At 59.9% G+C, this 24,110-nt stretch carries 27 protein-coding genes and 1 pseudogene; 10 read left to right on the forward strand and 18 right to left on the reverse strand.

What is annotated here, in order from left to right; all coding sequences use genetic code 11:
• Window positions 1-2 precede the first annotated feature (2 nt).
• The 10 genes from AB5Y48_RS05480 to AB5Y48_RS05525 all read right to left on the reverse strand — a co-directional run bounded on the left by AB5Y48_RS05480 (window position 3) and on the right by AB5Y48_RS05525 (window position 8,277).
• Window positions 3-1,100, reverse strand: coding sequence for a flagellar basal body P-ring protein FlgI (locus AB5Y48_RS05480; protein ID WP_050664687.1), 1,098 nt, complete (start codon window positions 1,098-1,100; stop codon window positions 3-5).
• A gap of 8 nt (window positions 1,101-1,108) precedes the next feature.
• Window positions 1,109-1,780 carry a flagellar basal body L-ring protein FlgH gene (gene flgH, locus AB5Y48_RS05485; RefSeq protein WP_050664686.1) on the reverse strand — a complete coding sequence of 224 codons (672 nt, stop codon included), beginning with the start codon at window positions 1,778-1,780 and terminating at the stop codon, window positions 1,109-1,111.
• A 13-nt stretch (window positions 1,781-1,793) separates the two neighbouring features.
• Window positions 1,794-2,582 (reverse strand): flagellar basal-body rod protein FlgG, encoded by a 789-nt coding sequence (gene flgG, locus AB5Y48_RS05490; protein WP_050664685.1) that lies wholly within the window; start codon window positions 2,580-2,582, stop codon window positions 1,794-1,796.
• A gap of 14 nt (window positions 2,583-2,596) precedes the next feature.
• Window positions 2,597-3,343, reverse strand: coding sequence for a flagellar basal-body rod protein FlgF (gene flgF, locus AB5Y48_RS05495; RefSeq protein WP_050664684.1), 747 nt, complete (start codon window positions 3,341-3,343; stop codon window positions 2,597-2,599).
• Window positions 3,344-3,482: 139 nt separating this feature from the next.
• Window positions 3,483-4,850 carry a flagellar hook protein FlgE gene (gene flgE / locus AB5Y48_RS05500; protein WP_050664683.1) on the reverse strand — a complete coding sequence of 456 codons (1,368 nt, stop codon included), beginning with the start codon at window positions 4,848-4,850 and terminating at the stop codon, window positions 3,483-3,485.
• 12 nt (window positions 4,851-4,862) lie between these two features.
• Window positions 4,863-5,630 carry a flagellar hook assembly protein FlgD gene (locus AB5Y48_RS05505; RefSeq protein ID WP_368163957.1) on the reverse strand — a complete coding sequence of 256 codons (768 nt, stop codon included), beginning with the start codon at window positions 5,628-5,630 and terminating at the stop codon, window positions 4,863-4,865.
• A 13-nt stretch (window positions 5,631-5,643) separates the two neighbouring features.
• On the reverse strand, window positions 5,644-6,063 hold the full coding sequence (gene flgC, locus AB5Y48_RS05510) for a flagellar basal body rod protein FlgC (protein ID WP_050664681.1): 420 nt from the start codon (window positions 6,061-6,063) through the stop codon (window positions 5,644-5,646).
• Entirely contained in the window at window positions 6,063-6,461 is a 399-nt protein-coding gene (gene flgB, locus AB5Y48_RS05515) for a flagellar basal body rod protein FlgB (protein WP_050664680.1), read from the reverse strand. Before flgB ends, flgC begins: the two co-directional genes overlap by 1 nt.
• A gap of 60 nt (window positions 6,462-6,521) precedes the next feature.
• Window positions 6,522-7,346, reverse strand: a complete 825-nt coding sequence (locus AB5Y48_RS05520; protein ID WP_050664679.1) for a protein-glutamate O-methyltransferase CheR — start codon at window positions 7,344-7,346, stop codon at window positions 6,522-6,524.
• A gap of 19 nt (window positions 7,347-7,365) precedes the next feature.
• Window positions 7,366-8,277: a chemotaxis protein CheV gene (locus AB5Y48_RS05525; RefSeq protein WP_050664678.1), complete on the reverse strand. Its 912-nt coding sequence runs from the start codon at window positions 8,275-8,277 to the stop codon at window positions 7,366-7,368.
• Between the two features lie 163 nt (window positions 8,278-8,440).
• Between AB5Y48_RS05525 and flgA the strand changes: the two genes are divergently transcribed.
• The 3 genes from flgA to flgN all read left to right on the forward strand — a co-directional run bounded on the left by flgA (window position 8,441) and on the right by flgN (window position 9,920).
• Window positions 8,441-9,112 carry a flagellar basal body P-ring formation chaperone FlgA gene (gene flgA, locus AB5Y48_RS05530; protein WP_235513078.1) on the forward strand — a complete coding sequence of 224 codons (672 nt, stop codon included), beginning with the start codon at window positions 8,441-8,443 and terminating at the stop codon, window positions 9,110-9,112.
• Between the two features lie 71 nt (window positions 9,113-9,183).
• Window positions 9,184-9,507 carry a flagellar biosynthesis anti-sigma factor FlgM gene (flgM, locus tag AB5Y48_RS05535; RefSeq protein WP_060585408.1) on the forward strand — a complete coding sequence of 108 codons (324 nt, stop codon included), beginning with the start codon at window positions 9,184-9,186 and terminating at the stop codon, window positions 9,505-9,507.
• Complete coding sequence (flgN, locus tag AB5Y48_RS05540; protein WP_368163958.1) at window positions 9,504-9,920, forward strand: flagellar export chaperone FlgN; 417 nt, start codon at window positions 9,504-9,506, stop codon at window positions 9,918-9,920. Before flgM ends, flgN begins: the two co-directional genes overlap by 4 nt.
• A gap of 3 nt (window positions 9,921-9,923) precedes the next feature.
• Here flgN and yfcE read toward each other — a convergent pair whose 3' ends face one another.
• Window positions 9,924-10,466: a phosphodiesterase gene (gene yfcE / locus AB5Y48_RS05545; RefSeq protein WP_136614662.1), complete on the reverse strand. Its 543-nt coding sequence runs from the start codon at window positions 10,464-10,466 to the stop codon at window positions 9,924-9,926.
• A gap of 10 nt (window positions 10,467-10,476) precedes the next feature.
• Window positions 10,477-12,052, reverse strand: a pseudogene (locus tag AB5Y48_RS05550) (peptide ABC transporter substrate-binding protein).
• A gap of 169 nt (window positions 12,053-12,221) precedes the next feature.
• Here AB5Y48_RS05550 and AB5Y48_RS05555 point away from each other — a divergent pair.
• Window positions 12,222-13,112: a DMT family transporter gene (locus AB5Y48_RS05555; RefSeq protein WP_368163959.1), complete on the forward strand. Its 891-nt coding sequence runs from the start codon at window positions 12,222-12,224 to the stop codon at window positions 13,110-13,112.
• A gap of 35 nt (window positions 13,113-13,147) precedes the next feature.
• On the opposite strand, the gene rsuA is transcribed toward AB5Y48_RS05555, so the two are convergent.
• Entirely contained in the window at window positions 13,148-13,840 is a 693-nt protein-coding gene (gene rsuA, locus AB5Y48_RS05560; RefSeq protein ID WP_060585399.1) for a 16S rRNA pseudouridine(516) synthase RsuA, read from the reverse strand.
• 155 nt (window positions 13,841-13,995) lie between these two features.
• Between rsuA and AB5Y48_RS05565 the strand changes: the two genes are divergently transcribed.
• A complete protein-coding gene (locus AB5Y48_RS05565) occupies window positions 13,996-15,171 on the forward strand; it encodes an HD-GYP domain-containing protein (protein WP_368163960.1) in 1,176 nt (391 codons plus the stop codon).
• 2 nt (window positions 15,172-15,173) lie between these two features.
• Here AB5Y48_RS05565 and AB5Y48_RS05570 read toward each other — a convergent pair whose 3' ends face one another.
• Together AB5Y48_RS05570 and fsa are read right to left on the reverse strand one after the other, a co-directional pair.
• Complete coding sequence (locus AB5Y48_RS05570) at window positions 15,174-15,359, reverse strand: hypothetical protein (protein ID WP_050664671.1); 186 nt, start codon at window positions 15,357-15,359, stop codon at window positions 15,174-15,176.
• An 80-nt stretch (window positions 15,360-15,439) separates the two neighbouring features.
• Window positions 15,440-16,093 carry a fructose-6-phosphate aldolase gene (gene fsa / locus AB5Y48_RS05575; RefSeq protein WP_368163961.1) on the reverse strand — a complete coding sequence of 218 codons (654 nt, stop codon included), beginning with the start codon at window positions 16,091-16,093 and terminating at the stop codon, window positions 15,440-15,442.
• 123 nt (window positions 16,094-16,216) lie between these two features.
• Here fsa and AB5Y48_RS05580 point away from each other — a divergent pair, with 123 nt between their 5' ends.
• From AB5Y48_RS05580 to AB5Y48_RS05595, 4 genes are all read left to right on the forward strand, one after another.
• On the forward strand, window positions 16,217-17,113 hold the full coding sequence (locus tag AB5Y48_RS05580) for a glycyl-radical enzyme activating protein (protein WP_368163962.1): 897 nt from the start codon (window positions 16,217-16,219) through the stop codon (window positions 17,111-17,113).
• 4 nt (window positions 17,114-17,117) lie between these two features.
• Window positions 17,118-19,550 carry a formate C-acetyltransferase/glycerol dehydratase family glycyl radical enzyme gene (locus tag AB5Y48_RS05585; protein ID WP_368163963.1) on the forward strand — a complete coding sequence of 811 codons (2,433 nt, stop codon included), beginning with the start codon at window positions 17,118-17,120 and terminating at the stop codon, window positions 19,548-19,550.
• Between the two features lie 70 nt (window positions 19,551-19,620).
• Window positions 19,621-20,364, forward strand: coding sequence for a DNA-binding transcriptional regulator YciT (locus tag AB5Y48_RS05590; protein ID WP_050664667.1), 744 nt, complete (start codon window positions 19,621-19,623; stop codon window positions 20,362-20,364).
• 70 nt (window positions 20,365-20,434) lie between these two features.
• A complete protein-coding gene (locus tag AB5Y48_RS05595) occupies window positions 20,435-22,252 on the forward strand; it encodes an extracellular solute-binding protein (protein ID WP_368163964.1) in 1,818 nt (605 codons plus the stop codon).
• Between the two features lie 49 nt (window positions 22,253-22,301).
• Here the strand turns inward: AB5Y48_RS05595 and AB5Y48_RS05600 are convergent, their stop codons facing one another.
• The gene (locus tag AB5Y48_RS05600; protein ID WP_136613830.1) at window positions 22,302-22,697 is read right to left on the reverse strand and encodes a DUF2750 domain-containing protein; all 396 of its coding nucleotides are present in this window, start codon (window positions 22,695-22,697) and stop codon (window positions 22,302-22,304) included.
• A gap of 69 nt (window positions 22,698-22,766) precedes the next feature.
• Window positions 22,767-23,324, reverse strand: coding sequence for a hypothetical protein (locus tag AB5Y48_RS05605; RefSeq protein ID WP_050664665.1), 558 nt, complete (start codon window positions 23,322-23,324; stop codon window positions 22,767-22,769).
• A 179-nt stretch (window positions 23,325-23,503) separates the two neighbouring features.
• On the opposite strand from AB5Y48_RS05605, the gene AB5Y48_RS05610 reads away from it, so the two are divergent.
• On the forward strand, window positions 23,504-23,752 hold the full coding sequence (locus AB5Y48_RS05610; protein WP_050664664.1) for a TIGR02647 family protein: 249 nt from the start codon (window positions 23,504-23,506) through the stop codon (window positions 23,750-23,752).
• A 107-nt stretch (window positions 23,753-23,859) separates the two neighbouring features.
• Here AB5Y48_RS05610 and AB5Y48_RS05615 read toward each other — a convergent pair whose 3' ends face one another.
• Window positions 23,860-24,069, reverse strand: a complete 210-nt coding sequence (locus tag AB5Y48_RS05615) for a cold-shock protein (protein ID WP_005302803.1) — start codon at window positions 24,067-24,069, stop codon at window positions 23,860-23,862.
• Window positions 24,070-24,110: the final 41 nt, after the last annotated feature.

The raw sequence follows: 24,110 nt of genomic DNA on the forward strand, positions 1-24,110 counted from the left end.
TCTTACAAAATTACCAGTTCACCCTGGATGGCCCCTGCCTGCTGCAGCGCCTCCAGAATCGCCATCAGATCTCCCGGCGCCACGCCCACCTGATTGACTGCCCGTACCAGGTCATCGAGGGTAGCCCCCGTGTCGAGCTTGAACATTCGACCATCTTCCTGCTGCACATTGATGGTGGAGTTATTGGTCACCGTCGTCTCTCCTCCCGCCAACGGATTGGGTTGGGAGACCTGCTGGTTTTCGGCGATGGTCACCGTCAATCCCCCGTGGCTGATGGCGGCCGGCTTGAGGCGAACCTCTTTGCCGATGACGATGGTGCCGGTACGGGAGTTGACGATGATCTTGGCGGCCTCATCCGCCGGGTCCACTTCCAGATTCTCAAGGGTCGAGAGATAGGAGACCCGCTGCGCCGGATCCCGGGGGGCATAGACCTTGACCGAGGTCGCGTCGAGGGCCTGCGCCGTATTGGGTCCAACCAGCGCATTGATGGCATCGGAGACCCGACGTGCGGTGGTAAAGTCGGCACGCATCAGATTAAAGGTGATGGTATCCCCCTGGCTGAAGGCATTGGGAACCTCACGCTCCACGGTAGCGCCATTGGCGATACGCCCCACTGTCGGGGTGTTGATCACCACCTTGGAGCCATCGGCCCCCTCGGCACCTAGGCCGCCGACAACCAGACTCCCCTGGGCCACTGCGTAGACACGCCCGTCCAACCCCTTGAGAAAGGTCTGCAGCAAGGTGCCGCCCCGCAGGCTCTTGGCCTCACCAATGGCCGAGACGGTGATATCGATGGTCTGCCCTGGCTTGGCAAACGGAGGAAGATCCGCATGAACCGCCACGGGTGCCACATCCTTGATCTTGGGCTTGAGATTATCCGGGACCTTGATACCAAAGTTGTTGAGCATGGTACGGAAGGTCTGCTCGGTAAAGGCGTTGTTCTTCTCCCCCGTACCGGGCAGACCGACCACAAGGCCATAACCAAGCAGCTGGTTGTTGCGCACCCCTTCAACCGAGGTGATGTCCTTGATACGGGTTGCCTGAGCGCTTAACGGGAGCACCAGACACAGGCCCAGCATGATGAATTGATGTAGACGCATACTGCCTCCTACAGGGGCCACCAGGGGCCGTTGAAGAAACTGGTGAGCCATCCCTGCTCCTGGCTGTTGGCAAGATCGCCGGTGCCACCGTAGTAGATACGGGCATTGGCCACCCGCTGGGAGGAGACAGAGTTATCCGAGGTGACATCTTCAGGGCGAATCACCCCTGTGATGCGAATATACTCGTTGCCGTTGTTAAGCATGATCCACTTCTCCCCGCGCACCATGAGATTTCCGTTGGGAAGCACCTTATAGACACTCACCGAGATGCTGCCCTGCAGACTGTTACTCTGATCCGCCTTGGCCTGACCCTTGAAGGCGGCATTCTGGCCGATGGAGGCAGAGAGATCATAGGGGCTGGCCGTCACCGGGATCCCGCCCAACTGAACCGGATCCAGATTGAATTTGTTGTCCTTGCCCGACTGGGTATTGGCCTTCTTGGAGGCAGAGGTCGACTCGATGAGCTCTATGGTGATGAGATCACCCACCTTGTGAGCCTTGATATCCGAATAGATGCTATTGATCTGATCCGGCTGGAAGATGGCGCCGGTCGGACGAACGGAGACGGGATCGCTCTCCGGATAGACGGGAGCAAATCCGGGATCATCCGGCCTGGGAGTGTTGGGGGTAGAGGTACAACCGGCCAGCAACAGGCACCCTAGCATCCATACGGCTTTCATGACAGCACTCCCATTACAACCTTTGGGTCAGATAAGACATCATTGAATCGACGGCCGAGATCACCTTGGAGTTCATCTCGTAGACTCGCTGAGCCTGGATCAGGTTCACCAACTCCTCTGTCACGTTGACGTTGGAGCTCTCGAGCATCCCTTGCTTGATGACCCCCAGGCCATCGGCACCTGCCGTTCCCTGAATGGGAGCACCACTGGCCTGGGTCTCCAGGAAGAGGTTCTCCCCCATGGGCTGCAACCCGCTGGCATTCACGAAGTCATTGATATTGATCTGTCCCACGACCTGGCTCTGACCATCACCCGCCAGCTTCACCGAGACCTGACCGTCACTGCCCACCGTCACGCTCTGGGCATTCTCGGGGATCTGGATCTCGGGCTGCAGCCGGTAACCGTTGCCCGGCGTGACTATGGTCCCCTCCTCGTTGAGAGTGAACTGACCGTTACGGGTATAGGCAGAGCTACCGTCAGGTAACTGCACCTCGAAGTAACCGCGACCACTGACCATCAGATCCAGGGCGTTGTCGGTGGTCTGTACGTTGCCCTGCCCATGGTTCTTCTGGGTGGCCACCACCTTGGCACCGGCCCCCAGCATCAAGCCGGAGGGAAGTGTCGTGTCGGCCGAAGAGCGCCCACCGGGTTGGTTGATGTTCTGGTAGAGCAGATCTTCGAAGATGGCTCTCCCTTTCTTGAAGCCCACCGTGCTCGCGTTGGCGAGGTTGTTGGAGGTGACGCTGATATTGACCTGCTGAGCGTCCAGCCCGGTCTTGCTGATCCAGAGTGCAGGATTCATGGTGTACTCCTTGGTTAACCGAGACGCAGCAACTGGGTGTGCGCTTCGTCATTCTCTTCGGCCGTCTTCATCATCTTGATCTGGGTCTCAAACTGGCGCTGCAGACGGATCAGGTTGGTCATCTCATCGACCACATTGACATTGCTCCCCTCCAGGGAGCCGGCAATCAGGCCCACACCGGCTGATGCCGGCTCTTTGGCGCCATCCTTGCGGCGAAACAGGCCATCAGCTCCCTTCTCCACCGCATCACTGGCCGGACGCACCAACTTGATACGCTGAAAATCCTCCAGGAGGTTGGGCGCAGCTCCTTCGGGACGTGCATTGATGGTGCCATCACGATTGATCTCTATCTTCTCGAGCGGCAGCGGCAAGACGACGGGGTTGCCGGCATCGTCAACCACATTGAGTCCGGTTGAGGTCTGCAGGTTCCCGGTCGCACTCAGCTGCAGGTTACCCATGCGGGTAAAGGCTTCACCTCCCTTGGGATCCTGTACCACCAGCCAACCCGGTCCATCGAGGGCCACATCGAGATCACGCCCCGTGGTCATCAACATGCCGTGCTCCAGGTTCTGGCCTGGCCGCTCGGTCTTGGCAAACACCCGCGACGGCAATCCGTCGCCAAAGGCCTGCATGCTACGAGCCTGTTCAAAGTCTGACTTGAAGCCGACCGTATTGGCATTGGCCAGGTTGTTGCTTCGCACGGCCAGGCTGTTCATGTTCTCCTTGGCCCCTGACATGGCGATATAGAGCAGATGATCCATGGCACTCCTCACTGGCAGAGATCATGTGGTTGGCAACATCCATGCAGAAGTGATGCCAACTTAAATATCAAAATGTAAGACATTAATTTATAAACAAAAAAAGGGCGCCATCGCGCCCTTGGTGTCAGTTCTATGACGATCAGCGGATCTGCAATATGGTCTGCTGCAGGGTGCTGTTTACCTCCAGAGCGCGGGAGTTGGCCTGGAAGTTACGCTGCGCCGTGATGAGGTTCACCAGCTGGGAGGTCAGATCCACGTTGGACTGCTCGAGAGCCGCAGAGCGGATAGAGCCAAAGGTACCGGTGTTGGGGGTACCCGGCTGCCCGTCACCGGAGAGCAGTGACTGTTGCCAGGAGGTATCCCCAATCTGGCTCAATCCTTGTGCGTTGGCGAACTTGGCCATGGCCACCATGGCCACCTTGGCCGTCGTCGCATTACTGTAGGTTGCAGAGACGATCCCGTTAGGGGAGATCTCGACCTTGGTCAGACGACCCACGGTCGAGCCATCCTGACTCAGGCTGTTTACCTCAAAAGGAGAGGCAAACTGAGTCACGGTGCCGAACTTGATCTCGACCTGCTGGGTACCATCGGCGCCGTTGTTGATAACACCGGCCCCCGATGGGTTATTTGGTGCCGGAGCTGCGCCACCAGCAGGCGCCCCCAGAGGTTCGGTTTTGATTTGGGCCGGCGTAATGGCATTAACCTTACCGTCGGTGGTGAACTCTATCGTGGCCCCCAGCGGTTGCTGGGTGGCCGGAGCAACCGGCGTGGTCGCCACCCCGCCGACGATATCGATAGGCTTGTCGTTGGAGTAGAGGAACATACGCCAGGTTGTCGGGATCTTGGCTTGACCTGTGCCCGTATCCAGCTCTTTGACAAAATACTTGGTGACCGTATAGGGCTCACCCAGGGAGTCGTAGACGACCACAGAGGTTGATGAGGAGTAGGTCTTGGAGTCTTTCGGATCAAATTTACCTACATCCAGCGCATCTGTATTCGATGGCAGGTTAAACGAGGCATTGACCGTGGTGGTACGCACCGGCTCACCCGCCTTGTCGGGGATCTGAATCGGCTTGGTCGCATTGAGACTCACCGCCTTGGGGGTGCCATCATCGTTGATCTCGTAACCCTGCAGGAAGTTCCCCTGATTGTTGACGATGTAACTGTTGGCATCGAGCTTGAACGCACCGGCACGGGTGAAGGTACGATCGAGATTATCCTTGCCGTCGGAGAGCACAAAGAAACCATTACCCTGAACCGCCAGATCGAGCGGGTTCTCGGTAAACTTGAGCGCCCCTTGCTGAAACTGCTGTGCCACGGCACCGGTCGTCACACCATTACCTACCTGGGTTCTGGAGTTGACGAAGATGGAGTTGGCATAGACATCGGCAAACTCGGCACGGGACTCCTTGAAGCCGATGGTGTTGACGTTGGCAATGTTATTGGAGGTGACGTTCAGATCTTTTTGTGCCGCACTGACACCACTGAGCGCGTTATTAAAGGACATGACAGTTCTCCTTTAGAGGGTTCGGCTGCTGCCGTTGTTGCTCTCCGGCGGCGTCGTGGGAGTTCCGGAGCTGTTACCGCTGATCTGCAGGATATCGGTCAGACGGATCGGCCCGAGCCCCTTCAGATTAACGAGAGTTGGATTATTGGCGTTACCCAGGGTGACGCTGTCGACCTTGGCATAGGTGAGTGCGGGGAAGGTTTCGACCTTGTTATTCACAGTACCGCTGACCGTGACTTGATATTTGCCGGCCGGCAACGCCTTGCCGTCCTTGTCTTTGCCATCCCAGGCAAAGTCCACATTTCCTTTGTGCTCGCCAGCCATACCAATTTCACGGACCACCTGCCCCGACTCGTTCTTGATGGTCACCTTGAGATTGCTGGCATGATCGCCTACGGCAATGACACCGTTGATCGCTCCCCCTTCTTGCAGGTAGCCGGTATCGGACGGCACCAGTACCTGCTGGCCCACCAGAGAAGAAGCTTGCAGCGCCTGGCTGGAGGTCATTACTGAGTTGAGCCCCCCGATCGCGGTATTGAGACGGTTGATGCCATCGGTCGTGGCCATGGACGACATCTGGGCGATCATCTGGGAGTTGTCCACCGGCTTGAAGGGATCCTGATAGGAGAGCTGCATGGTCAGCATCTTCATAAAATCAGCCTGATCCAGCTCCTTCTTGGGCGTCTTGCCAGTCGGAGTGCTGCCACTGGGTAGCGTCCCCGAGGTAGAGGCAGCCTTCGCCGTCGAAAACGCACTATTAAGGCTATTAATATCGGCCATGAATTACTCCCCCTCAGCCTTTGCCCATATTGAGGGTCTGCTGCAGCATCTTCTTTGCCGCATCTGCCACCTGCACATTAGTCTGATAACTGCGTGAGGCGCTGATCATATCGGTCATCTCCTCCACCATGTTGACGTTGGGCTTGTAAATAAAACCGTCTTTGTCCGCCAGAGGATGATTGGGATTAAACTCCTTGAGCAGGGGAGCATCACTCTCCACTATGCCCTTGATATCCACCCCGACGGAGGACTGTTTGTCAGACATGGCCTGCTCCAGCTGAGCGGCAAAAACTGGCCGGCGTGCGCGGTAAGTTTTGTCAACACTGGAGCTCACGCTATCGGCGTTTGCCATATTGCTGGCCACGGTATTGAGACGCACCGACTGGGCACTCATGGCAGAGCCAGCGATATCAAAGACCTTGAACAGACTCATCACTGATCTCCCTTCAGGGCCTTGAGCAAACCCGAGATCTTGCTGTTCATAAACTCCAGCGAAGTCTGGTACTCGAGGCTGTTTTGCATGTAGTCGCTACGTTCTTGCTGCAGATCCACCGTGTTGCCATCACCCGTATCAGGTTGCAGGGGCGAACGATATTGAAGTGCGGCGCCCCCCCCCAGCGAGAGGGGAATGTGCCGCTCATTGGTCGTGGCGAGTGCAAAGCCCTGACCCGACTTGGCCTCTTTGAGCGCATCTGCAAAGTTGAGATCCCGAGCCTTGAAGCCCGGAGTATCTGCATTGGCGATATTACTGGCGATCACCTCGGCACGTCGGGAACGGATCCCCAGCGTGTATTGATGAACTCCGAATGCCTTGTCGAATGATATGGCCATGACACACCTCCTGCTTGCTCAATGAGCAGCAAGAGGCATGCCAAGATCTACACGAAGAGATTATTTGACTTTATAGACGATGCCGGGATTGCAGCGCACCATCTCGAAACGATCGGTCAAGCCTGCCAGTGATTCGGATGCACCAAGCATCAGATAGCCACCCGGATTCAGGCTGCTTGCAAACTGATTGAGGATCTTGGATTTGACCTCGGGTGAGAAATAGATAAGCACATTTCTGCAGAAGATAATGTCAAACTTACCGAGCAGGCTGTAGCTCTCCAGCAGATTGAGGTAGCGAAAAGATGTCAATTTTCTGACTCGCTCAACCACCCTCATCTTGTTATCTCCATGAGGCTCGAAGAACATCTTCTTGCGCTCGGGAGAGAGGCCACGTGCCAGAGCAAGGCTGTCATAGATCCCCTCCTTGCACTGATTGAGCATGGAGGCCGAGATATCGGTGCCGACGATCTGTACCCCGCCCGGCAGGGTACCCGGCTTTTTCATCTGCTGCTCAATGGCCGTCATGGCGATCGAGTAAGGCTCCTGGCCCGAGGATGATGCCGCAGACCAGATTTTTACCACTCGCCCGCTCTTGCCCAGTTCGGGAAAGAGTTTCTCGGTCAACAGCTGGAAAGGGTAAGTATCACGAAACCACAAGGTTTCATTGGTGGTCATGGCATCAACGACCGCCATCTTCAGGTCACGCTCACGAATGTTCATGGAGCGTGTGATCAGCTCGTCCAGACTCGCAGCCCCGTGCTGACTCAACAAGGGGGAGAGGCGACTTTTGACCAGATACTGTTTGTTATCACCCAGTACAATACCGCTCTGGCTCTCCAGAAAGGCACTGAACTGTTTGTATACATCATCTGACAGTGTCTTCATTCAGTTCTTTCTTCTTTGTCTAGAGTGCATTCTGAACCGCTTTGGCCAATACATCGGGCTGGAACTTGGCGATAAAATCGTTGGCCCCCACCTTTTGCACCATGGCCTGGTTGAATACACCACTGAGGGAAGTGTGCAGGATAACATGTAAATCCTTGAGCGCAGGATTGTTACGGATCTCTGCTGTGAAGGTATATCCGTCCATCTCGGGCATCTCGATATCCGAGATCACCAACGCAATCTGATCCCTGATAGGGCCCTGCTTTGACATGTCGATCAGCATGTCGAGTGCCTCACGACCATCTTTGGCCAGGATGCACTTCATACCGATAGCCTCGAGTGCCCGTTGCACCTGTTTGCGAGCCACCGAGGAATCATCGGCCACCAACACGGGGCGATCTGCCGGGGGAAGGGCTGCACTGGCCTCACGGATCTCCTCGCTCACATCGGTGGAGATGGGAGAGATCTCGTTGAGGATCTTTTCTACGTCAAGGATCTCGACCAACTCACCATCGACCTCAGTGACCGCTGTCATGTAGTTGATACGTCCAGCCCCCTTGGGGGGAGGCAGGATAGATTCCCAATTCATATTGATGATGCGTTCGACCGAGTTGACCAGGAAACCCTGCACCGACCGGTTGTACTCGGCAATGATCATAAAACACTTGGTCAGATCGGCAATGGGACGGCCACCGGTGGCCATGCTGAGATCGATGACCGAAATTGTCTGGCCCCGAATGTGCGCAACACCACGAATACAGTGATGGATTTTTGGCATCACGGTGAGCGGCGGACATTGCAGTACCTCGCGAACCTTGAAGACGTTAATTCCGAACCGTTGACGACCATTAAGCCGAAACAGCAGCAACTCCAGTCGGTTCTGACCCACCAACTGGGTTCTCTGGTTGACCGAGTCCAGAATACTGGCCATAGGAAGCTCCCTTAACAAAGCATTGGCACCATTCATGCATGGGCATTTGAGACTGCTTGGCGTCAAAGTTCAGTTACCCGTCTTTGAGCAAGCATAGTTAATTGATCTGATGTGGGTTAACAATTTCTTTATCGGCCAGCTGTTTCAAATGATTAGCAAGCTTTTGTTCTTACTCTTGATTCCGGCCTGTGCCGTGGCGCAGGTGGCAGAATCCACCATCAGCAGACTGCAGAGTGCGGCCGAAGGCTTCGTGCTGGCCAACATAGAGAGCGCCCCCACTGCCAGGATTGATGTCAAGGCTGGCCCCATCGATAACCGGCTGCCCTTGAGCGAATGCAGTGAGCATCTGTCGGTTACCCTGCCCGGCAACATGACGATCCGCCGCAACACGACGGTCTACCTGAAATGCGAAGAGCAGCCGACGTGGGATCTCTACCTTCCCGTCAGAGTGTCGGTTCAGAAGCCCTTTGTGACCGTCACCGAAGTGGTCGGCAAGGGAGAGCTATTGACCGCCGACAAGTTGACCATCACCTATCAGGATGAGCAGATGCTGCGCGGTGACTACGCCCTCGAGCCGGAGCGCCTCTATGGGGCGCGTAGCAAGCGAGAGCTGCGACCGGGACAACCGGTGCGGACCAGCCAACTCTGTGTCATCTGTAAAGGCGACCAGATCACCCTGGTTGCTCAAACGGAAAATTTACAAATAAAATCAATGGTCAGTGCCTTGCAAGATGGAAGCTTCGGAGACATGATCCGTGTCACCAACCTTCACTCAGGTCGCGAGGTCAAGGCCAAGGTGATCGCCGTCGGCCAGGCCGTAATCGTACTGCATTAATTTTGCTAAAGGTTGCTCGCCGAACGCCGATATACTGGGTAAGCAAGACTCAGCAGACGAAGGATTAGATTATGGCTATCAACAACATCAACAACTTGGCTAACAGTCGCCTGCAAAGCAGCGGCACTGGCCAGTCTGCCGCCAACAAGGCAGGAAACGGCGTTGCAAGCGATAGCCGTACCAGCGCAACACGCCAGGATTCGGTCTCTCTGACCAGCGAAGCACAGCAATTACAGCAGATGCAAAAGACACTCTCCAGCGGGGCCAGTGGCAACGAAAGCCGTGTCGAGAGCCTCAAGAAGGCGATCGCCTCGGGTGAATATCAGGTCGACAGCCAGCGGGTAGCCAAGAAGATGGCCTCCTTCGAGGGACAACTGGACAAGTTGCTCGGATGAACGACCTTCCTTCTCTGCTGACGCTTCAAAGTACCCATCTTGCGGATATGCTGACGCTGCTCAAAGAGGAACACGCCCTCCTCGAGCAGCGTCAGGCACTCTCTCTCCCCGATCTCCTCAAACGCAAGCAGGAGCTGGCCAACCAGATCCAGGCCATCGACCACCTGATTGCCGCACAACCCGACATCAAGACGGTGTTGAGCCATTTTCAGACCGAGATCAACAGTTTGACCACGCAGTTACAAGCCTGTCAGGAACAAAATGACATCAACGGCAAGCTGCTCGAGCTCAACATCACTGCCAACCGCCGTCTCGCAGGCTTGCTCACCCAGCTCAAAGATCGCAGCAGTCTCACCTACGACGCCAAGGGTAATACCCACGCGGGCACTCGTACCCGCGGTATCAAAGCCTGATCCTCACAACACCAGCTCGGCGAGAACATCTCCCGACGCGACCTCGAGGATCTGCATTCTCCCCTCCTCATACCAACCGAAACTGGCCGGCCACTCCCCACGGGGGAAGGTGATCGATCCCGGATTGAGCCGTACTCGAGTTCCTTGCGATTCCAATTGGGGAACATGGGTATGACCACTGATATAGAGTGAGCCATCAGGCAACGAAACCTCATCGGGGCGATAGAGATGGCCGTGGGTCACAAACCAGCGCCGCCCGTCTACCAGCATCTGGTTATAGGGGGCGGTGCAGGGAAAACGCAGCAGCATCTGATCGACCTCGGAATCGCAGTTACCGCGCACCGCGATCATCTGCTCGGCCCGCTCGTTGAGGCGGTCGGCCACGGCAGCAGGCTGATACCCCTCGGGAACCGGGTTGCGGGGTCCATGATTGAGCAGGTCGCCGAGCAGGACAATATGGTCCGGCGCCCGCCGCTCAAGATGGGCCAACACGCGCGCCAGTGCCGGCAAGCAACCGTGTATGTCGGCTAACAGGGCAATCTTCATCATCATTACCTCACTGCTTGATGAAATAGAGATCCTTGGAGGCGACCTCTCCCTTGAGATTTTGAGTCGGCAGCCCCCGCAGGGCGGGATCCACCAGCCGCATCTGGTGATAGTGATAGATGGGGATAATCGGCTGATCCGCCAGCAAGCGCCGCTCTGCCTCCTGATAGAGACGGGTCCGCCCGGCCTCATCCAGGGTGTTCGATGCCTGATCCAGCAACGCATCGTAGCCGGGGTTACAGTAACCGCTCTCGTTTTGCGGATCACCACAGCGAAAGAGATTGAGCAGCGCCGAAGGCTCTACATAATCACCAAAGGCAAAGGAGCGGGCTATGGTGAAGTCCCCGCTATCCTTGGCCTCCTGATAGGCATCCCACTCCCTGTCACGCAAGGCCAGCTCGACTCCCAGCGGTTTCCACATGGCGGCAACGGCAAGCGCCATTTTTTTCTGAAGCTCAGAGTGGTTGTAGGTCAATGAGAGATGCAAGGGGTGATCGGGCCCGATCCCTGCCCGCTTGAGCAGCGCTGCCGCCTGCCTGAGCCGCTCGGCACGGGGCAAGTCCGCCTCCTCTCTGGCGGCGGCCACATAACCCGGCATGGGCGGCAGCAGAGACCAGGCGATCTGCTCCCCCTGCCCCGTCACGTATTGGGTCAGCACCTCCCGGTCGATGGCCAGGGAGAGCGCTCGTCGAACCTCGATGCGGGCCAATTCGGGGCGCTGCAGGTTGAAACTGTAGAGGTAGGTGCCAAAGAGGGGGAGCCGCCAGATGCGCTCGGGGGCCGCTTGCAAGATCTGCTGGTAATACTCGGGTTGCACCCGGTGCGTCATTTGAATGCGGCCCGCCTCGTAGCCCAGCCGCTCTTCGTTGAGGGAAGAGAGGGGCAAATAGTTCACCTGCCCGATGCGACCACTGGCCGGATCCCAATAATGGGGGTTACGGGTGAGTTCGATCCGTTCATTGGGTATCCAGGCACTCAGGCGGTAAGCGCCGTTGCTCACCATGTGGGCTGGCTGGGTCCAGGCTCTGCCAAAACGACCGATCACCGCGCCCGGAAGGGGCACAAACGCGCGCTGACTCAACAGATGCAAAAGATAAGGCACGGGTCGCTCCAGGGTGACCCGCAACACCTGCTCACTCTCGGCCTCAACGCCGAGATCCGTCGGTGCCAGTGCCCCCCCCATAAATGGCCGCCGCATTGTTGATGCCTGTCGCCAACATCAGGGAAGCTGACGCCGAGGCCGTGGCCGGGTCGATGAGACGGCGCCAGGCATAGACAAAGTCCGACGCCCCCAAGGGCTCTCCATTGGACCAGCGCAAACCGGGTCGCAAGAAGAAACGCCATACCAGACCATCGTCACTCTGTTCCCAACGCAGGGCCTGAGCAGGCGCTATCCCCCCCTCGCCACTCTCTCTCACCAGCCCCTCGAACAGATCCGTCAGGATCGCCTCGGCGGCAAAACCGCTGCGCATCTGCGCCGGATCAAGCGAGTCCGGCTCTGCCCCATTCCCTCTGACCAGAACCTGCAGCTCCGGTTGGGGGATGGGTGTTGTCGCCGACTCGGCCGCCAGCAACTGGCCAGCCACCAGCAATACCACGCCATAGAGTCCGGAAATTCGCACCTTACTACCTCTCACCACATCACTGAATCCCATCAACCACCACGATGGCGCTTGTTCTACCAACGGCGGGGCCGTATTGTAGCGGGCTCGCGCCGAAGAGGGAGTCCTTCGGGCATATTTCAGGAGTTTTTTTATGGGTTACGAGTGGTGCGCCCTGGCAGCAGCCACCCTGTGGGCCATCGCCGCCCTCATCTCGGTCAAGCCGGCCCGCCATCTGGGCGCGTTCGCCTACAGCCGCTGGCGCATGTTGATGGTGACGCTGATGCTGGGGTTTGGCAGCCTGCTAACCGGTGGCTGGCAGAGCCTGCCACTCGGCGCCTGGCCCACCCTGGCTCTCTCCGGCCTTATCGGCATCTTCATCGGCGACACAGCCCTGTTTGCCTGCATGAACCGCCTGGGGCCACGCCGCAGCGGTCTGCTCTTCTCCTGCCACGCCCTCTTCTCGGCCCTGCTCGGGGTCTGGTTGTTTAGCGAGACACTGGCCGGCCCTCGTCTTTGGGGAGCCGCGCTGGTGCTCTGCGGCGTCTGGCTCGCCATCACCTTCGGGCGGCGCGGTCAGGGCCATGAGTGGGAGACGGTTCGCGGCTCTCTGCTGACCGGCGTCGGGCTCGGCCTGCTGGCGGCCCTGTGCCAGAGCAGCAGTGCCGTCATCGCCAAGCCAGTGATGAGCGATCCGACCATAGACCCCATTACCGCCTCCCTGGCCCGGATGTCGGCAGCCCTCATGGCCCACAGCCTGCTGCGATGGCTACGCATTCCATTGACCATGCCGCTGCGCCCCCTCAACCGGGAAATCCTCGGCCTTATCAGCCTCAACGGTTTTCTGGCCATGGCTCTGGGTATGACCCTGATCCTGGTCGCCCTGCGCTATGGAGACGTGGGCATGGTCTCCATCCTCTCCTCCACCACCCCGGTGGTACTACTGCCCCTGCTCTGGTGGCACACCGGCCAGCGTCCGGCTCTGCCCGCCTGGCTGGGCGCCCTGCTCACCTCGGGCGGCATCGCCCTGGTGCTCGGCGCCTGAATACGAAAGGGCCCCGCAGTGCGGGGCCCTGGCCATCAAAAGACGGCAATCTCGTCAGCCGTCAGCTCACGATATTCGCCGGGTGCCAGATCGTCATCCAGACGCAGCGCCCCGATCTGTTCGCGGTGCAGACCGACCACCTTGTTGCCGACCGCGGCGAACATCCGCTTGACCTGGTGGTACTTGCCTTCGTGGATGGTCAGGCGAGCCTCACACTCCCCAAGGATCTCGAGCCGGGCGGGGCGGGTCTTCTCTTTCTCCGAGCGCAGCAGGATACCTTGTGCAAACTGCTCGGTAGTTCCCGGCGCGATCGGATCGGCCAGCCAGACGTGATAGGTCTTGGCACACTCGTGGCGCGGTGAGGTGATGCGGTGCGACCACTGGCCATCATCCGTGATGAGCACCAGCCCGGTGGTATCGAGGTCGAGTCGGCCCACCACGTGCAACTTGCCCATGGAGGGTTCATCCATCAGGAAGAAAACCGTGGGGTGATCCGGATCGTCGTTGGAGCAAACATAGCCCTCGGGCTTGTGCAGCATGAAGTAGCGCTGACGCTGGCAGAGGGTGAGCTCGATGCCATCGAACTCGATGAGACTCTGCTCATCGATATGGAAGGCGGGCTGCTTGATCACCTCGCCATCGACCTTGACCTCCCCCTGACGAATGACCTTGCCCGCCTGGGAGCGCGTCAAATCTGAACAATCACAGATAAATTTATCGAGACGCATCAGCTTCCCCGTGATCCTGTCGCTATATAAAAGGTCCGACATTATACGGCGTGACCACGACAACTCCAGCGATGGATAAATGCGGTTTACCAGTCGCATCATGTTAAACTTCTTCACAGTGATCTCACTTAACGGCGCAACCTGCGACACCATTCATGACCCGTGCGAATTCACTCATTACCCTTCCCGTCTCCACGCTGCGTCCCGGCATGTATGTCGTTGAAATCGTCCGGCAAAGTGGTAGCAAGGCGATCTCCAGCAGAGGATTTGTGCGCACCCCCCATCAGATCACGGCGTTGATCAACTCTGGGGTTCTCGAGGTCACGGTCGATCTCTCCCGCAGTCGCCTGGAAGAGCAAAACCCCCTTCCCGCAGAAAACGAAGCCACCACCGAGCGCAACGAGCGCAGTCGTGAGGCCGGGGCACTGCGGATCCGGCGTCTCTACAAAGAGGCTCGCACCCTGCAAGTGAAGCTGCTCAGCCAGCTCAAACAAGGGGAGCCCATCGACATAGCCCCCCTTGCGCAAGTGGCCGAGGAGATGGTCGATACCATGTTCACCCATGGGGATGCCATGCTCTGCCTCGCCCGCATCCGTGCCAAGGATGCCTATCTCATGGAGCACTCCATGAACGTGGCCATCCTGCTGGCCAACTTCGGGCGCTATCTCGGACTTGAGCGCACAACCCTGCAGGAGCTGACCCTAGGTGGACTGCTGCACGACGTGGGCAAGATCATGACTCCGGACGCCATCCTCAACAAGCCGGGCAAGCTGACCGACGAAGAGTTCGCGATCATGCGCCAGCACGTGGTACACAGTCGCGAGATTTTGAGTGAAACACCGGGGATCACCCCCGTCATGCTGGAGGTGGCAGGCAACCATCATGAGCGGCTGGATGGAAGCGGTTACCCGCTGGGGCTCAAGGGGGAAGCCCTGTCACTGCATAGCCGCATGAGCGGCATTGTCGATGTCTACGATGCCTTGACGGCGGATCGCGTCTACAAGGCAGGGATGCAGCCCACCCAGGCTTTTCGCATCCTGCTCAAGGGGGCGGGAACCCACTTCGATACCGAGCTGGTACAGAAGTTTATCAAGTGCCTGGGCGTCTATCCGGTCGGTACTCTGGTTCTGCTCTCCAACCAGAGGCTGGCCATCGTCATGGAGCGTAATGACGAAGAGCCCCTGAAGCCTCTGGTCAAGGTGATCTACCACGCTACCGCGCGCCACTATCTGGATGTGAAACTGCTCGATCTGACCCGCTCGACCGAGACCATAGAGGCGGTAGTAGAGCCCCGTGACTACGGCATCTCTCTCGAGAAATTTATCTCCTGAGCTCAGCGCCCGGCATCGGCGCCGGGTTGCAGCCAGTGTTGCAACAAAAACTCCTCATCCAGAGGCGAGAGGCAGAAACGCTGACTCGCCTCCTCGATGGCATGCCCGTCGTAGCGGTGCTGTTCATTGAGCCAACGCACGGCCCGTCGCAAGTCTTCCCCATGGGGAAGTAGAGTATGCTCGCTCATACCGGCCTCCTTGAGGTTGCTCTTCCTCAAGATTAGCCGTTGATACGCCCCCCCGACGAGGGGCGTATCACAAAGGGAGATCAGCCTCCAAACGCTCCCCGCCAGTCGGCATCGAAACGGGCGATGGCCTCCTCCACTGCCGGCACGGCCAGCAGTTGTTCGGCCACATCGACCGGCAGTGTGATGGACTGACACCCCACCAGCAGGCAATCGAGAGCCTGACGCGGCGTTCTGAACGAAGCGGCAAGCACCTTGCTGCCCGGCACGTGCAGGGCCAGCAAGCGCTGCAGCTCATCGACCGTCTTGAGACCATCCCCACCCTGGGCGTCGAGGCGATTGACGTAAGGTGCGACGTAGTGAGCGCCGGCCAGCGCCGCCAGCCACCCCTGCTGCGGGGTGTAGACGGCAGTGCCCAGGGTCGGCACCCCATTGCCGGCCAGACATTTGATCGCCGCCAGTCCCTCCTCGCACACCGGCACCTTGATGACCAGGTCCGGGTCCAGCTCGCGCAAGGCAAAGGCCTCGCGCACCATCTCTGTCTCCCCTTTTTCCATCACCTGGGCAAACAGTCGCGCCTTGGGCCCCAGCAGATCGCGCAGGGCCGGCAGCAACTCGCGCAGCGGCAAACCGGCACGCGCCACGATGGACGGGTTGGTCGTAACGCCGGCCAGCGGCAGGATGCGGGCCCAGCGGCGCACGGCGGCCAGGTCGGCAGTATCGAGATAGAGCTCCATCTTTTTCTCCCTTCAGAAGCGAAACAACCGGGCACATCTTGGCCCAAGGCATCGCACATTTTAATGATCTAGATCAAGCCAGCTTTCGAACGAAAGATGAAGATAAAGACACAAGGAGGCCCCATGATCTTCGACCTGCAACGCTATTCGACCCACGACGGCCCCGGGATCCGTACGCTCGTCTTCTTCAAGGGGTGCCCCCTCGCCTGTCGCTGGTGTCAAAACCCGGAGAGCCGCGCGCCCGGCCCCGACATCCTACTCGAGCCGGAACGCTGCATCGAGGGCTGCCGGCGTTGCGCCGACGCTTGCCCCGAGGCAATCGTGCGTGACAGCGAGGGCCCACGCAGACTCACTCGACCCGGCCAGGAGGCAGCCGAGCGCCTGCGTGGCCTCTGTCCGAGCGAAGCGCTGCGCGTCTGCGGTGAGCGTCAACCGGTGGCAACCTTGCTGGCCAGGGTGCTGCGTGACCGCCCCTTCTTCGAGCGCAGCGGCGGGGGCGTCACCCTCTCCGGAGGCGACCCCTTCCTGCAGCATATCCTCTGCCGCGACCTGCTCGCCGCCTGCAAGGAGGCGGGGATCCACACGGCGGTAGAGAGCTGCCTGCACATTCCCTGGTCCCACATTGCCCCCAGTCTGCCTTACCTGGATCTGCTGCTGGCCGACCTCAAGCACGTAGAGGAGCCCGCTTTTCACCAGTGGACCGGCGGCCATGCCAGCCGGGTGCTCGACAACCTGGCACGCCTGGCCGCCGAGGGGGTGCCGATGCAGATCCGGGTACCCCTGATCCCGGGCTTCAATGCCGACCGTGCCAGTGTGAGTGCCATCGTCGCCGCCGCAGCCCGGCTCGGCACGGTACGCGAGATCCACTTTCTCCCCTACCACATCCTGGGCATGGGCAAATACGCCCAGCTCGGCCTCCCCTACCGGGCCCCGCTCACCCCCCTCGATGATCCGGCCCTGCTTGCCTTCGCCGAGGCCGAGGCCAAACGCCACCACCTCACCCCTGTCTTGCGAGGATAAGACCATGACCCAGCTCGATCTCACCACCCTCAGTGACCGCATTCGTACCCACAAGGCGCGCCTCGTCCACATCACTCGCCCGCCGCTCTGCACCGAGCGCGCCCGCCACTATACCGAGGCCTACCAGACCCACGCCGCACGCCCGTTGCCGGTGCGCCGAGCTCTGGCCCTGGCCCACCACCTGCGCGAGCGAACCCTGTGGATCGACCACGATGAGCTCATCGTCGGTAACCAGGCAAGCCAGGTGCGCGCCGCGCCGCTCTTTCCCGAATACACGGTGGGCTGGATTGAAAAGGAGATCGACGAGTTGGCCGACCGTCCCGGCGCCGGTTTCGCCGTGAGCGAGGCGGACAAGCTGACGATCCACGCCCTCATCCCCTTCTGGCGTGGCCGCACCGTACAGGATCGCTGCCTCGGCATCTTCACCGACGAGCAAAAAGCGCTGCTGGAGAGCGGCATCATCAAGGCCGAGGGCAACATGACCTCGGGGGATGCCCACCTGGCGGTCGACTACCCGACCCTGCTCACCCTGGGAGTCGATGGCCTCGCCGACAAGATCGCCGCGCGCCGCACCCGGCTGGATTTAAGCGATCAGGGCGATCTCGAACGCGAGCAGTTCTTGCAGGCGGTGGCCATTACCCTGACGGCGGTGAGCGAGCAGATAAAACGCTACGCCCGCCTCGCCGCCGAGATGGCCAGCACCGAGACGCGCCCCTGGCGACAGGGCGAGCTGCGCCAGATCGCCGCCAACTGCGCCCACATTGCCCACCGCCCTCCCGAAACCTTCTGGCAGGCGCTGCAGCTCTGTTACTTCATCCAGTTGCTGCTACAGATAGAGTCCAACGGACACTCGGTCTCCTTCGGCCGCATGGATCAATACCTCTACCCCTGGTACCGCCGCGAGGTTGAGCTCGGTAAGACCCTCCCCCGGGAGCACGCCCTGGAGCTGCTGCAGAGTTGCTGGCTCAAGCTGCTCGAGGTCAACAAGATCCGCTCCGGCTCCCACTCCAAGGCCTCCGCCGGCAGCCCCCTTTACCAAAACGTCACCATCGGCGGCCAGAACTGGGTCAATGGGCAGGCCCTTGATGCCGTCAATGGCCTCTCCTACGCCATCCTCGAGTCCTGCGGCCGGCTGCGTTCGACCCAGCCCAACCTCTCGGTGCGCTACCACGCCGGCATGAGCGACGACTTCCTGGAGGCCTGCCTGCAGGTGATCCGCTGTGGCTTCGGCATGCCGGCCTTCAACAACGACGAGCGGGTGATCCCGGAGTTTATTCGTCTCGGGGTGAGTGAAGAGGATGCCCACCACTATGCGGCCATCGGCTGCATCGAGACGGCGGTGCCGGGCAGGTGGGGCTATCGCTGCACCGGCATGAGTTTTATCAACTTCGCCCGCATCCTGCTCGCGGCCCTGGATGGTGGACGCGATGCCAATACCAAGCGGGTCTTCTTGCCCGAGGCGCGGCGCCTGAGTGAGGGGAGCTTCGCCTCGTTTGACGAGGTGATGGCAAGCTGGGATCGCCAGGTGCGCTACTTCGCCCGCAAGTCGGTGGAAATCGACTGTGTGGTCGACACCGTGCTCGAGCAGCAGGCCCACGACATCCTCTGCTCGGCCCTGGTGGACGACTGCATCGAGCGGGGCAAGACCATCAAGCAGGGGGGCGCCGTCTACGACTGGGTATCGGGGCTGCAGGTGGGGATCGCCAATCTCGGCAACAGCCTGGCGGCAATCCGGCGCCTGGTGTTCGAGCAGGAGAGCGTGAGCCAGCAGGCCCTCGCCACCGCCCTCGAGCAGGACTTTGCCGGCCCCGACGGAGAGCTGCTGCGCCAGCGACTGCAACACGGGGCCCCCAAGTACGGCAACGACGACGACGGGGTCGACCCCCTGCTGGTGCGCGCCTACCAGAGCTACCTGGATGAGCTGGCGGGGCTGCACAACACCCGCTTCGGACGTGGCCCGATCGGCGGCACCTACTATGCCGGCACCTCCTCCATCTCGGCCAACGTGCCCTTCGGCGCCGCCACCCCCGCCACCCCGGACGGGCGTCACGCCGGCACTCCCCTGGCCGAGGGGGCGAGCCCTGCGTCAGGTTCTGACCGACTGGGGCCGACGGCGGTGTTCAACTCGGTGGGCAAGCTGCCGACCGGCGCCATCCTCGGTGGCGTGCTGCTCAACCAGAAGCTGAGCCCCGCCAGCCTGGCCCATGAGACCGACAAACAGAAGCTGATGGCGCTACTGCGCACCTTCTTCGAGGTGCACCGGGGGTGGCACGTGCAATACAACATCGTCTCGCGAGACACCCTGCTGGCGGCCAAGGCAGATCCGGATCGCTATCGGGATCTGGTGGTGCGGGTAGCCGGCTACTCGGCCTTCTTTACCGCCTTATCGCCCGAGGCGCAGGATGATATCATCGCCCGCACCGAGCATACCCTCTAGACCCAAGGTCGGGTCTTCATGGCGGCCACGGCCGCCATGACGGTATGGGAGCCCTAAACCGAGTGACCCTATGAATCCACGCCATCAACAGATCCTCACCCTGGTCCATCAGGCCCGCAAGATGAGCGTGGCCGAATTGGCACGCCATACCGGCGTCTCTGAGGTAACCATACGGGGCGATCTCAATGCCCTCGAGAAGCTGGGCCTGCTCAGGCGGGTACACGGCTTTGCCGTCGCAACCGAGACCGATGCCCTGGACGCCCGCATCAGCATCAACTACCCCCTCAAGGAGCGCCTCGCCGAACGCGCGGCTCAGCTGGTGGAAGAGGGAGAAACCGTCTTTATCGAAGGGGGGAGCGCCAACGCCCTGCTGGCCCGCCATCTGGCCAGGCGCAAGCGGGTCACCATCATCACGGTAAGCAGCTATATCGCCCACCTGCTCAAGGAGACGGACGCCCAGGTGATCCTGCTCGGCGGCCTCTATCAGCACGAAAGCGAGAGCGTGGTCGGCCCCCTCACCCGGGTCTGCATCGAGCAGGTGCACTTCGCCAGGGCCTTCGTCGGTGTGGACGGGTTTCAACGGGAGAGTGGCTTCACCAGCCGCGACGCCATGCGCTGTGAAGTGGTCAATGCCGTTCTGGCCAAGGGGGTCGAGAACATCGTTATCACCGACAGCAGCAAATTTGGGGCGATCCAGCCATACCGCCTCGATGCAGGTCCCATCGCCAGAGTAGTCACCGACGATGCCCTCCCCCAGGCCATGCGTCATGAACTCGCGGCGCAGGGCACCATCCTCTCTCTGGTCACCGCCTGAGTCAGCTTGATTGACCGGGGCCCGTCGACTGCTCATCATGGGGACTCGTTTTCACCAGTGAGCAATGGATATGCCTCTCTCTCTTCCCCGTTTGACTGCCGCTCTGGCCCTCTGCTGGGCCAGCCTCGGCTGGAGCGCCACCCTCCCCCCCGATCTGGTCTGGGAGACTAACGACAACGACACCACCTTCGCCGATCCGGCCGCCATCCCGGGCGGGGTCTTCACCACCTTCATGACCAGCTTTCCCCTGACCTTTCGTAACTATGGACCGGATGCCAACGGCGGCTTCGCCGCCTTCCTGCGCGACGGTCGGCTGCCACTGCTGGCGAGCCATCCCGTCAGCGGCAAGCCAATACCGATGATCGCCAGCCAGTGGGCATTTGGCAGCGATCACAAGACCATGTATTTTCGCATCAACCCCAAGGCGACCTGGTCCGACGGCGAGCCCATCACCGCCGACGACTTCCTGTTTACCCTGAAGATGCTGCGCGGCAAGGAGATTGGTGATCCCTGGTACAACAACTACTACTCGACCCAGATAGTGGACGTGACCAAGTTTGACGATCGCACCCTCTCCATCACCAGCGGCACCGAGAAGAGCCGTGAAGATCTGCTCGACTCACTCCCCTTCTCGCCGGAGCCGAGCCATGCCATCACCCTCACCCCGGATTGGGTGAAGAAGACCAACTGGACCGTGCTGCCGGTGAGCGGTGCCTATCGCATCAGCGAGGTGAAGAAGGGAAAATCGATCACCTTCAGCAAGGTGAAAAACTGGTGGGGGCAGAATGAGCGCTACTTCCAGCACCGCTTCAATGTCGATCAGGTGCGGGTGTTGGTGCTGCGCGACATCAACATCGCCTGGCAGCACTTTCTGCGCGGGGATATCGATACCTTCACCATGGTGATCCCGGCCTGGTGGCACGACAAGAGCAAGACTGCCGAGTTCAGGAAGGGGTACATAGAGCGCACCTGGCTCTATAACCAGACACCCCAATCCCCCATGGGACTCTACCTCAACAATGACGATCCCCTGCTGGGCAATATCCATGTACGCACCGGCATCCACTACGCCCTCAATGTCGACAAGATGTTGAATCAGCTGCTGCGCGGCGACTACCAGCGCCTCAACAGCTACGGCAGTGGCCAGGGCCTTTTCACCAACACAGACCTCAGGGCCCGCCCGTTCGATCCCAAGCTGGCGCGCGCCGAGTTTGCCAAGGCAGGCTTCGACCGGCCGGGGCCAGACGGCATACTGCGCAACGCCGCCGGCACACCGCTGACTCTCACCGTCACCTACACCACCGGCGAGCACACCCAGCGCCTGACCCTGCTGCGGGAAGAGGCCAAGAAGGCCGGGCTCGGCATCGAACTCAACCTGATGGATGCCTCCGCCGGCTTCAAGGCGATGCGCGAGAAGAAGCACCAGAGTGCCTGGATGGCCTGGTCGGGTAGCCGCTATCCGGCCTATTGGGAGTTCTTCCACAAGGTGAATGCCCACCAGAGCCAGACCAACAACATCATGAATATCGACGACGAGACCATGACGGCCCTGGTGGAGCGCTACGACAAGGAGTTCGACTTTGCCAGGAAGGCCGAGCTCTCCCGCCAGATCCAGGCACGCCTCTATGAGCTTGCCAGCTTCGTCCCCGCCTATCAGGTACCCTACACCCGAGAGGGAGCCTGGCGCTGGGTACGCCTGCCCAAGGTCCCGGGTACGCCCCAATCCGATACTCTCTACTGGCCCCTTGACGGCGCCAGCTCAGGATATAGTTACGGGGGGCTGTTCTGGATCGACCCCAGAGTCAAGGAGGAGACCCGTGCCGCCATCAAGGAGGGCAGAGCCTTCGAGCCAGTCACCCGGGTCGACGAGACCTATCGCCACAAGTGACGAGCACAAAAAAGCCCCGCGATGCGGGGCATTTGATGGGCGGTGACGCTTACTTGGTGCGCTTGGCCTGCTTCTTCTCGATGGCATCGGCCACTTCGCCCGGCTCGACCACGATCCCTTCCTGATCGACGGTCGGGAACACGGCCACGCACAGCTCGTCCTCTTCCATGCCGGCGATCCAGCGATCCATCCACACCTTGAGGGTGATGGCCTGGGGCTTGCAATCCGCCCATTCGCCGTCGGCCCACGCCTCGGCGTATTCGGGGTGCGGCCACACCGGAATGCAGTCCTCATCCTCGGTGGTCAGCATCATGACGCCGTGCTCATCGGTCAGCACGTAGAGCTCACCGTGCTCCACCAGCTTGGTGATGAAGTGATCGTAGCGATAGTCGGCGTTGAGGCTGAGCGCCGCATTGCGCTCGGTATCGGTCAGGGTGTAGCTCATGGTGGCCATCCGTTTAAGGAGGAGAAAATCGGGGCGCTATGGTCACACGACCCCGTCCCCTTGTCCAGATCAGCCGGCGATCTCGGGCCATACCAGCTCGATGCCAGCCTCTTCACAGAGACGGCTGCGCAACCAGTAAGCACACTCCACCTCGGCAAACACCAACTGATCCTCGCCGCCCCGAGCCGCGCTCAGAATCCCTTTGAGACGGGCCTCGAGCCCCAGCTGCCACCCCTTCTTCAGCATGGGCATGGCCTCATCCACCAGCTCACGACGCAGCTCGAACAGGTTGTCGGTGATGGGGCGATTGATCTTCTCCGGTGACTGCCAATAGATGTCGAGGTTACCGAGCAGCTCCTCATCGTACTGGGCGAGCGCCACCACTCCCTCGTCCCGGCTCTTGGCCACCGGGGTAACGGAGCTCCACCCCCCCTTGAGATCCGGCAGTTCGTTCACCGTGCGCGCACCGGCCCCCTGGCGCAACGCCCTCACATCGGCGCTCCCGAGGGGGGGAAGCCAGAGGCGGCCGCCATGAATGTCCAGCTGCTTGATCAGCCGCGAATTGGCGTAGTGGGGAAAACGGGGGGAGAGCTGATGCAAGAGGGAAACCAGCACGATACGAGGCATGGAAGACTCCGGAATTCGTCGAGGGGGGCATCATAGCATGAAAGCCCGCACACCCGGCCCGCGACGGGTCAATAAAGCAGCGATCGCACCGGACATCTGCAATAGTTTGAGGCAGCCCTCATTCCACCCGCGCTCGGGGTGCTAAGGTGCCCACAGGATCCCATTTAAGGAGTAACGCCATGCTTGGCATTAACCACATCTCCCACGAACTGGTCGATGAGCTCAAAGTGCTCGCCTGCTACGACCCGGCCAATCTGGATCAAGGGGTCAAACTGCACAAGGAGAGCCCCCAGGGACTGCATGATGCGGCGCGCCGACTCTACGATCGTGGCCTGATCGCCTCTCCCGATGGCGGCTATCTCACCCCCTTCGGCCGCACCCAACTCGAACACCTTCAGCATCTGCTGGCCGCCTTGAAAGGGGCCTGAAAACGAATAAAAGAGGGGGTCGCAATGCGACCCCCTCTCTCTTTTCCCCCGAAAGAGGACAAACAAAAAGCCGCTGCCAGGCAGCGGCTTTTTTAAATTCTGTGCAATTACAGAGCAGTTACGTTCTCAGCCTGCGGGCCTTTCTGGCCTTGGGTCACGGAGAACTGTACACGCTGGCCTTCAGCCAGGGTACGGAAACCGTTGCCTTGGATGGCGCTGAAGTGTACGAACACGTCCGGGCCGTTTTCTTGCTGGATGAAGCCGAAGCCCTTGGTTTCGTTGAAGAACTTAACGGTACCGGTGATCATGTTAGACATATCTTTTAAACCTGTATTCAAAAATAACTCGTGCCTTTCGG

This window comes from Aeromonas sp. R6-2, assembly GCF_040908155.1.
Lineage (GTDB): Bacteria > Pseudomonadota > Gammaproteobacteria > Enterobacterales > Aeromonadaceae > Aeromonas > Aeromonas schubertii.

Coding starts and splice junctions, on each gene's coding strand:
- AB5Y48_RS05480 (WP_050664687.1), bottom strand. CDS start 1,100: ATGCGTCTACATCAATTCATCATGCTGGGCCTGTGTCTGGTGCTCCCG.
- AB5Y48_RS05610 (WP_050664664.1), top strand. CDS start 23,504: ATGCTTGGCATTAACCACATCTCCCACGAACTGGTCGATGAGCTCAAA.
- flgG (WP_050664685.1), bottom strand. CDS start 2,582: ATGAATCCTGCACTCTGGATCAGCAAGACCGGGCTGGACGCTCAGCAG.
- flgC (WP_050664681.1), bottom strand. CDS start 6,063: ATGAGTCTGTTCAAGGTCTTTGATATCGCTGGCTCTGCCATGAGTGCC.
- flgB (WP_050664680.1), bottom strand. CDS start 6,461: ATGGCCATATCATTCGACAAGGCATTCGGAGTTCATCAATACACGCTG.
- AB5Y48_RS05595 (WP_368163964.1), top strand. CDS start 20,435: ATGCCTCTCTCTCTTCCCCGTTTGACTGCCGCTCTGGCCCTCTGCTGG.
- AB5Y48_RS05580 (WP_368163962.1), top strand. CDS start 16,217: ATGATCTTCGACCTGCAACGCTATTCGACCCACGACGGCCCCGGGATC.
- AB5Y48_RS05525 (WP_050664678.1), bottom strand. CDS start 8,277: ATGGCCAGTATTCTGGACTCGGTCAACCAGAGAACCCAGTTGGTGGGT.
- AB5Y48_RS05555 (WP_368163959.1), top strand. CDS start 12,222: ATGGGTTACGAGTGGTGCGCCCTGGCAGCAGCCACCCTGTGGGCCATC.
- AB5Y48_RS05565 (WP_368163960.1), top strand. CDS start 13,996: ATGACCCGTGCGAATTCACTCATTACCCTTCCCGTCTCCACGCTGCGT.
- AB5Y48_RS05520 (WP_050664679.1), bottom strand. CDS start 7,346: ATGAAGACACTGTCAGATGATGTATACAAACAGTTCAGTGCCTTTCTG.
- AB5Y48_RS05600 (WP_136613830.1), bottom strand. CDS start 22,697: ATGAGCTACACCCTGACCGATACCGAGCGCAATGCGGCGCTCAGCCTC.
- AB5Y48_RS05605 (WP_050664665.1), bottom strand. CDS start 23,324: ATGCCTCGTATCGTGCTGGTTTCCCTCTTGCATCAGCTCTCCCCCCGT.
- AB5Y48_RS05570 (WP_050664671.1), bottom strand. CDS start 15,359: ATGAGCGAGCATACTCTACTTCCCCATGGGGAAGACTTGCGACGGGCC.
- flgE (WP_050664683.1), bottom strand. CDS start 4,850: ATGTCCTTTAATAACGCGCTCAGTGGTGTCAGTGCGGCACAAAAAGAT.
- AB5Y48_RS05590 (WP_050664667.1), top strand. CDS start 19,621: ATGAATCCACGCCATCAACAGATCCTCACCCTGGTCCATCAGGCCCGC.
- flgF (WP_050664684.1), bottom strand. CDS start 3,343: ATGGATCATCTGCTCTATATCGCCATGTCAGGGGCCAAGGAGAACATG.
- AB5Y48_RS05615 (WP_005302803.1), bottom strand. CDS start 24,069: ATGTCTAACATGATCACCGGTACCGTTAAGTTCTTCAACGAAACCAAG.
- AB5Y48_RS05585 (WP_368163963.1), top strand. CDS start 17,118: ATGACCCAGCTCGATCTCACCACCCTCAGTGACCGCATTCGTACCCAC.
- AB5Y48_RS05505 (WP_368163957.1), bottom strand. CDS start 5,630: ATGGCCGATATTAATAGCCTTAATAGTGCGTTTTCGACGGCGAAGGCT.
- flgN (WP_368163958.1), top strand. CDS start 9,504: ATGAACGACCTTCCTTCTCTGCTGACGCTTCAAAGTACCCATCTTGCG.
- flgH (WP_050664686.1), bottom strand. CDS start 1,780: ATGAAAGCCGTATGGATGCTAGGGTGCCTGTTGCTGGCCGGTTGTACC.
- flgM (WP_060585408.1), top strand. CDS start 9,184: ATGGCTATCAACAACATCAACAACTTGGCTAACAGTCGCCTGCAAAGC.
- rsuA (WP_060585399.1), bottom strand. CDS start 13,840: ATGCGTCTCGATAAATTTATCTGTGATTGTTCAGATTTGACGCGCTCC.
- yfcE (WP_136614662.1), bottom strand. CDS start 10,466: ATGAAGATTGCCCTGTTAGCCGACATACACGGTTGCTTGCCGGCACTG.
- fsa (WP_368163961.1), bottom strand. CDS start 16,093: ATGGAGCTCTATCTCGATACTGCCGACCTGGCCGCCGTGCGCCGCTGG.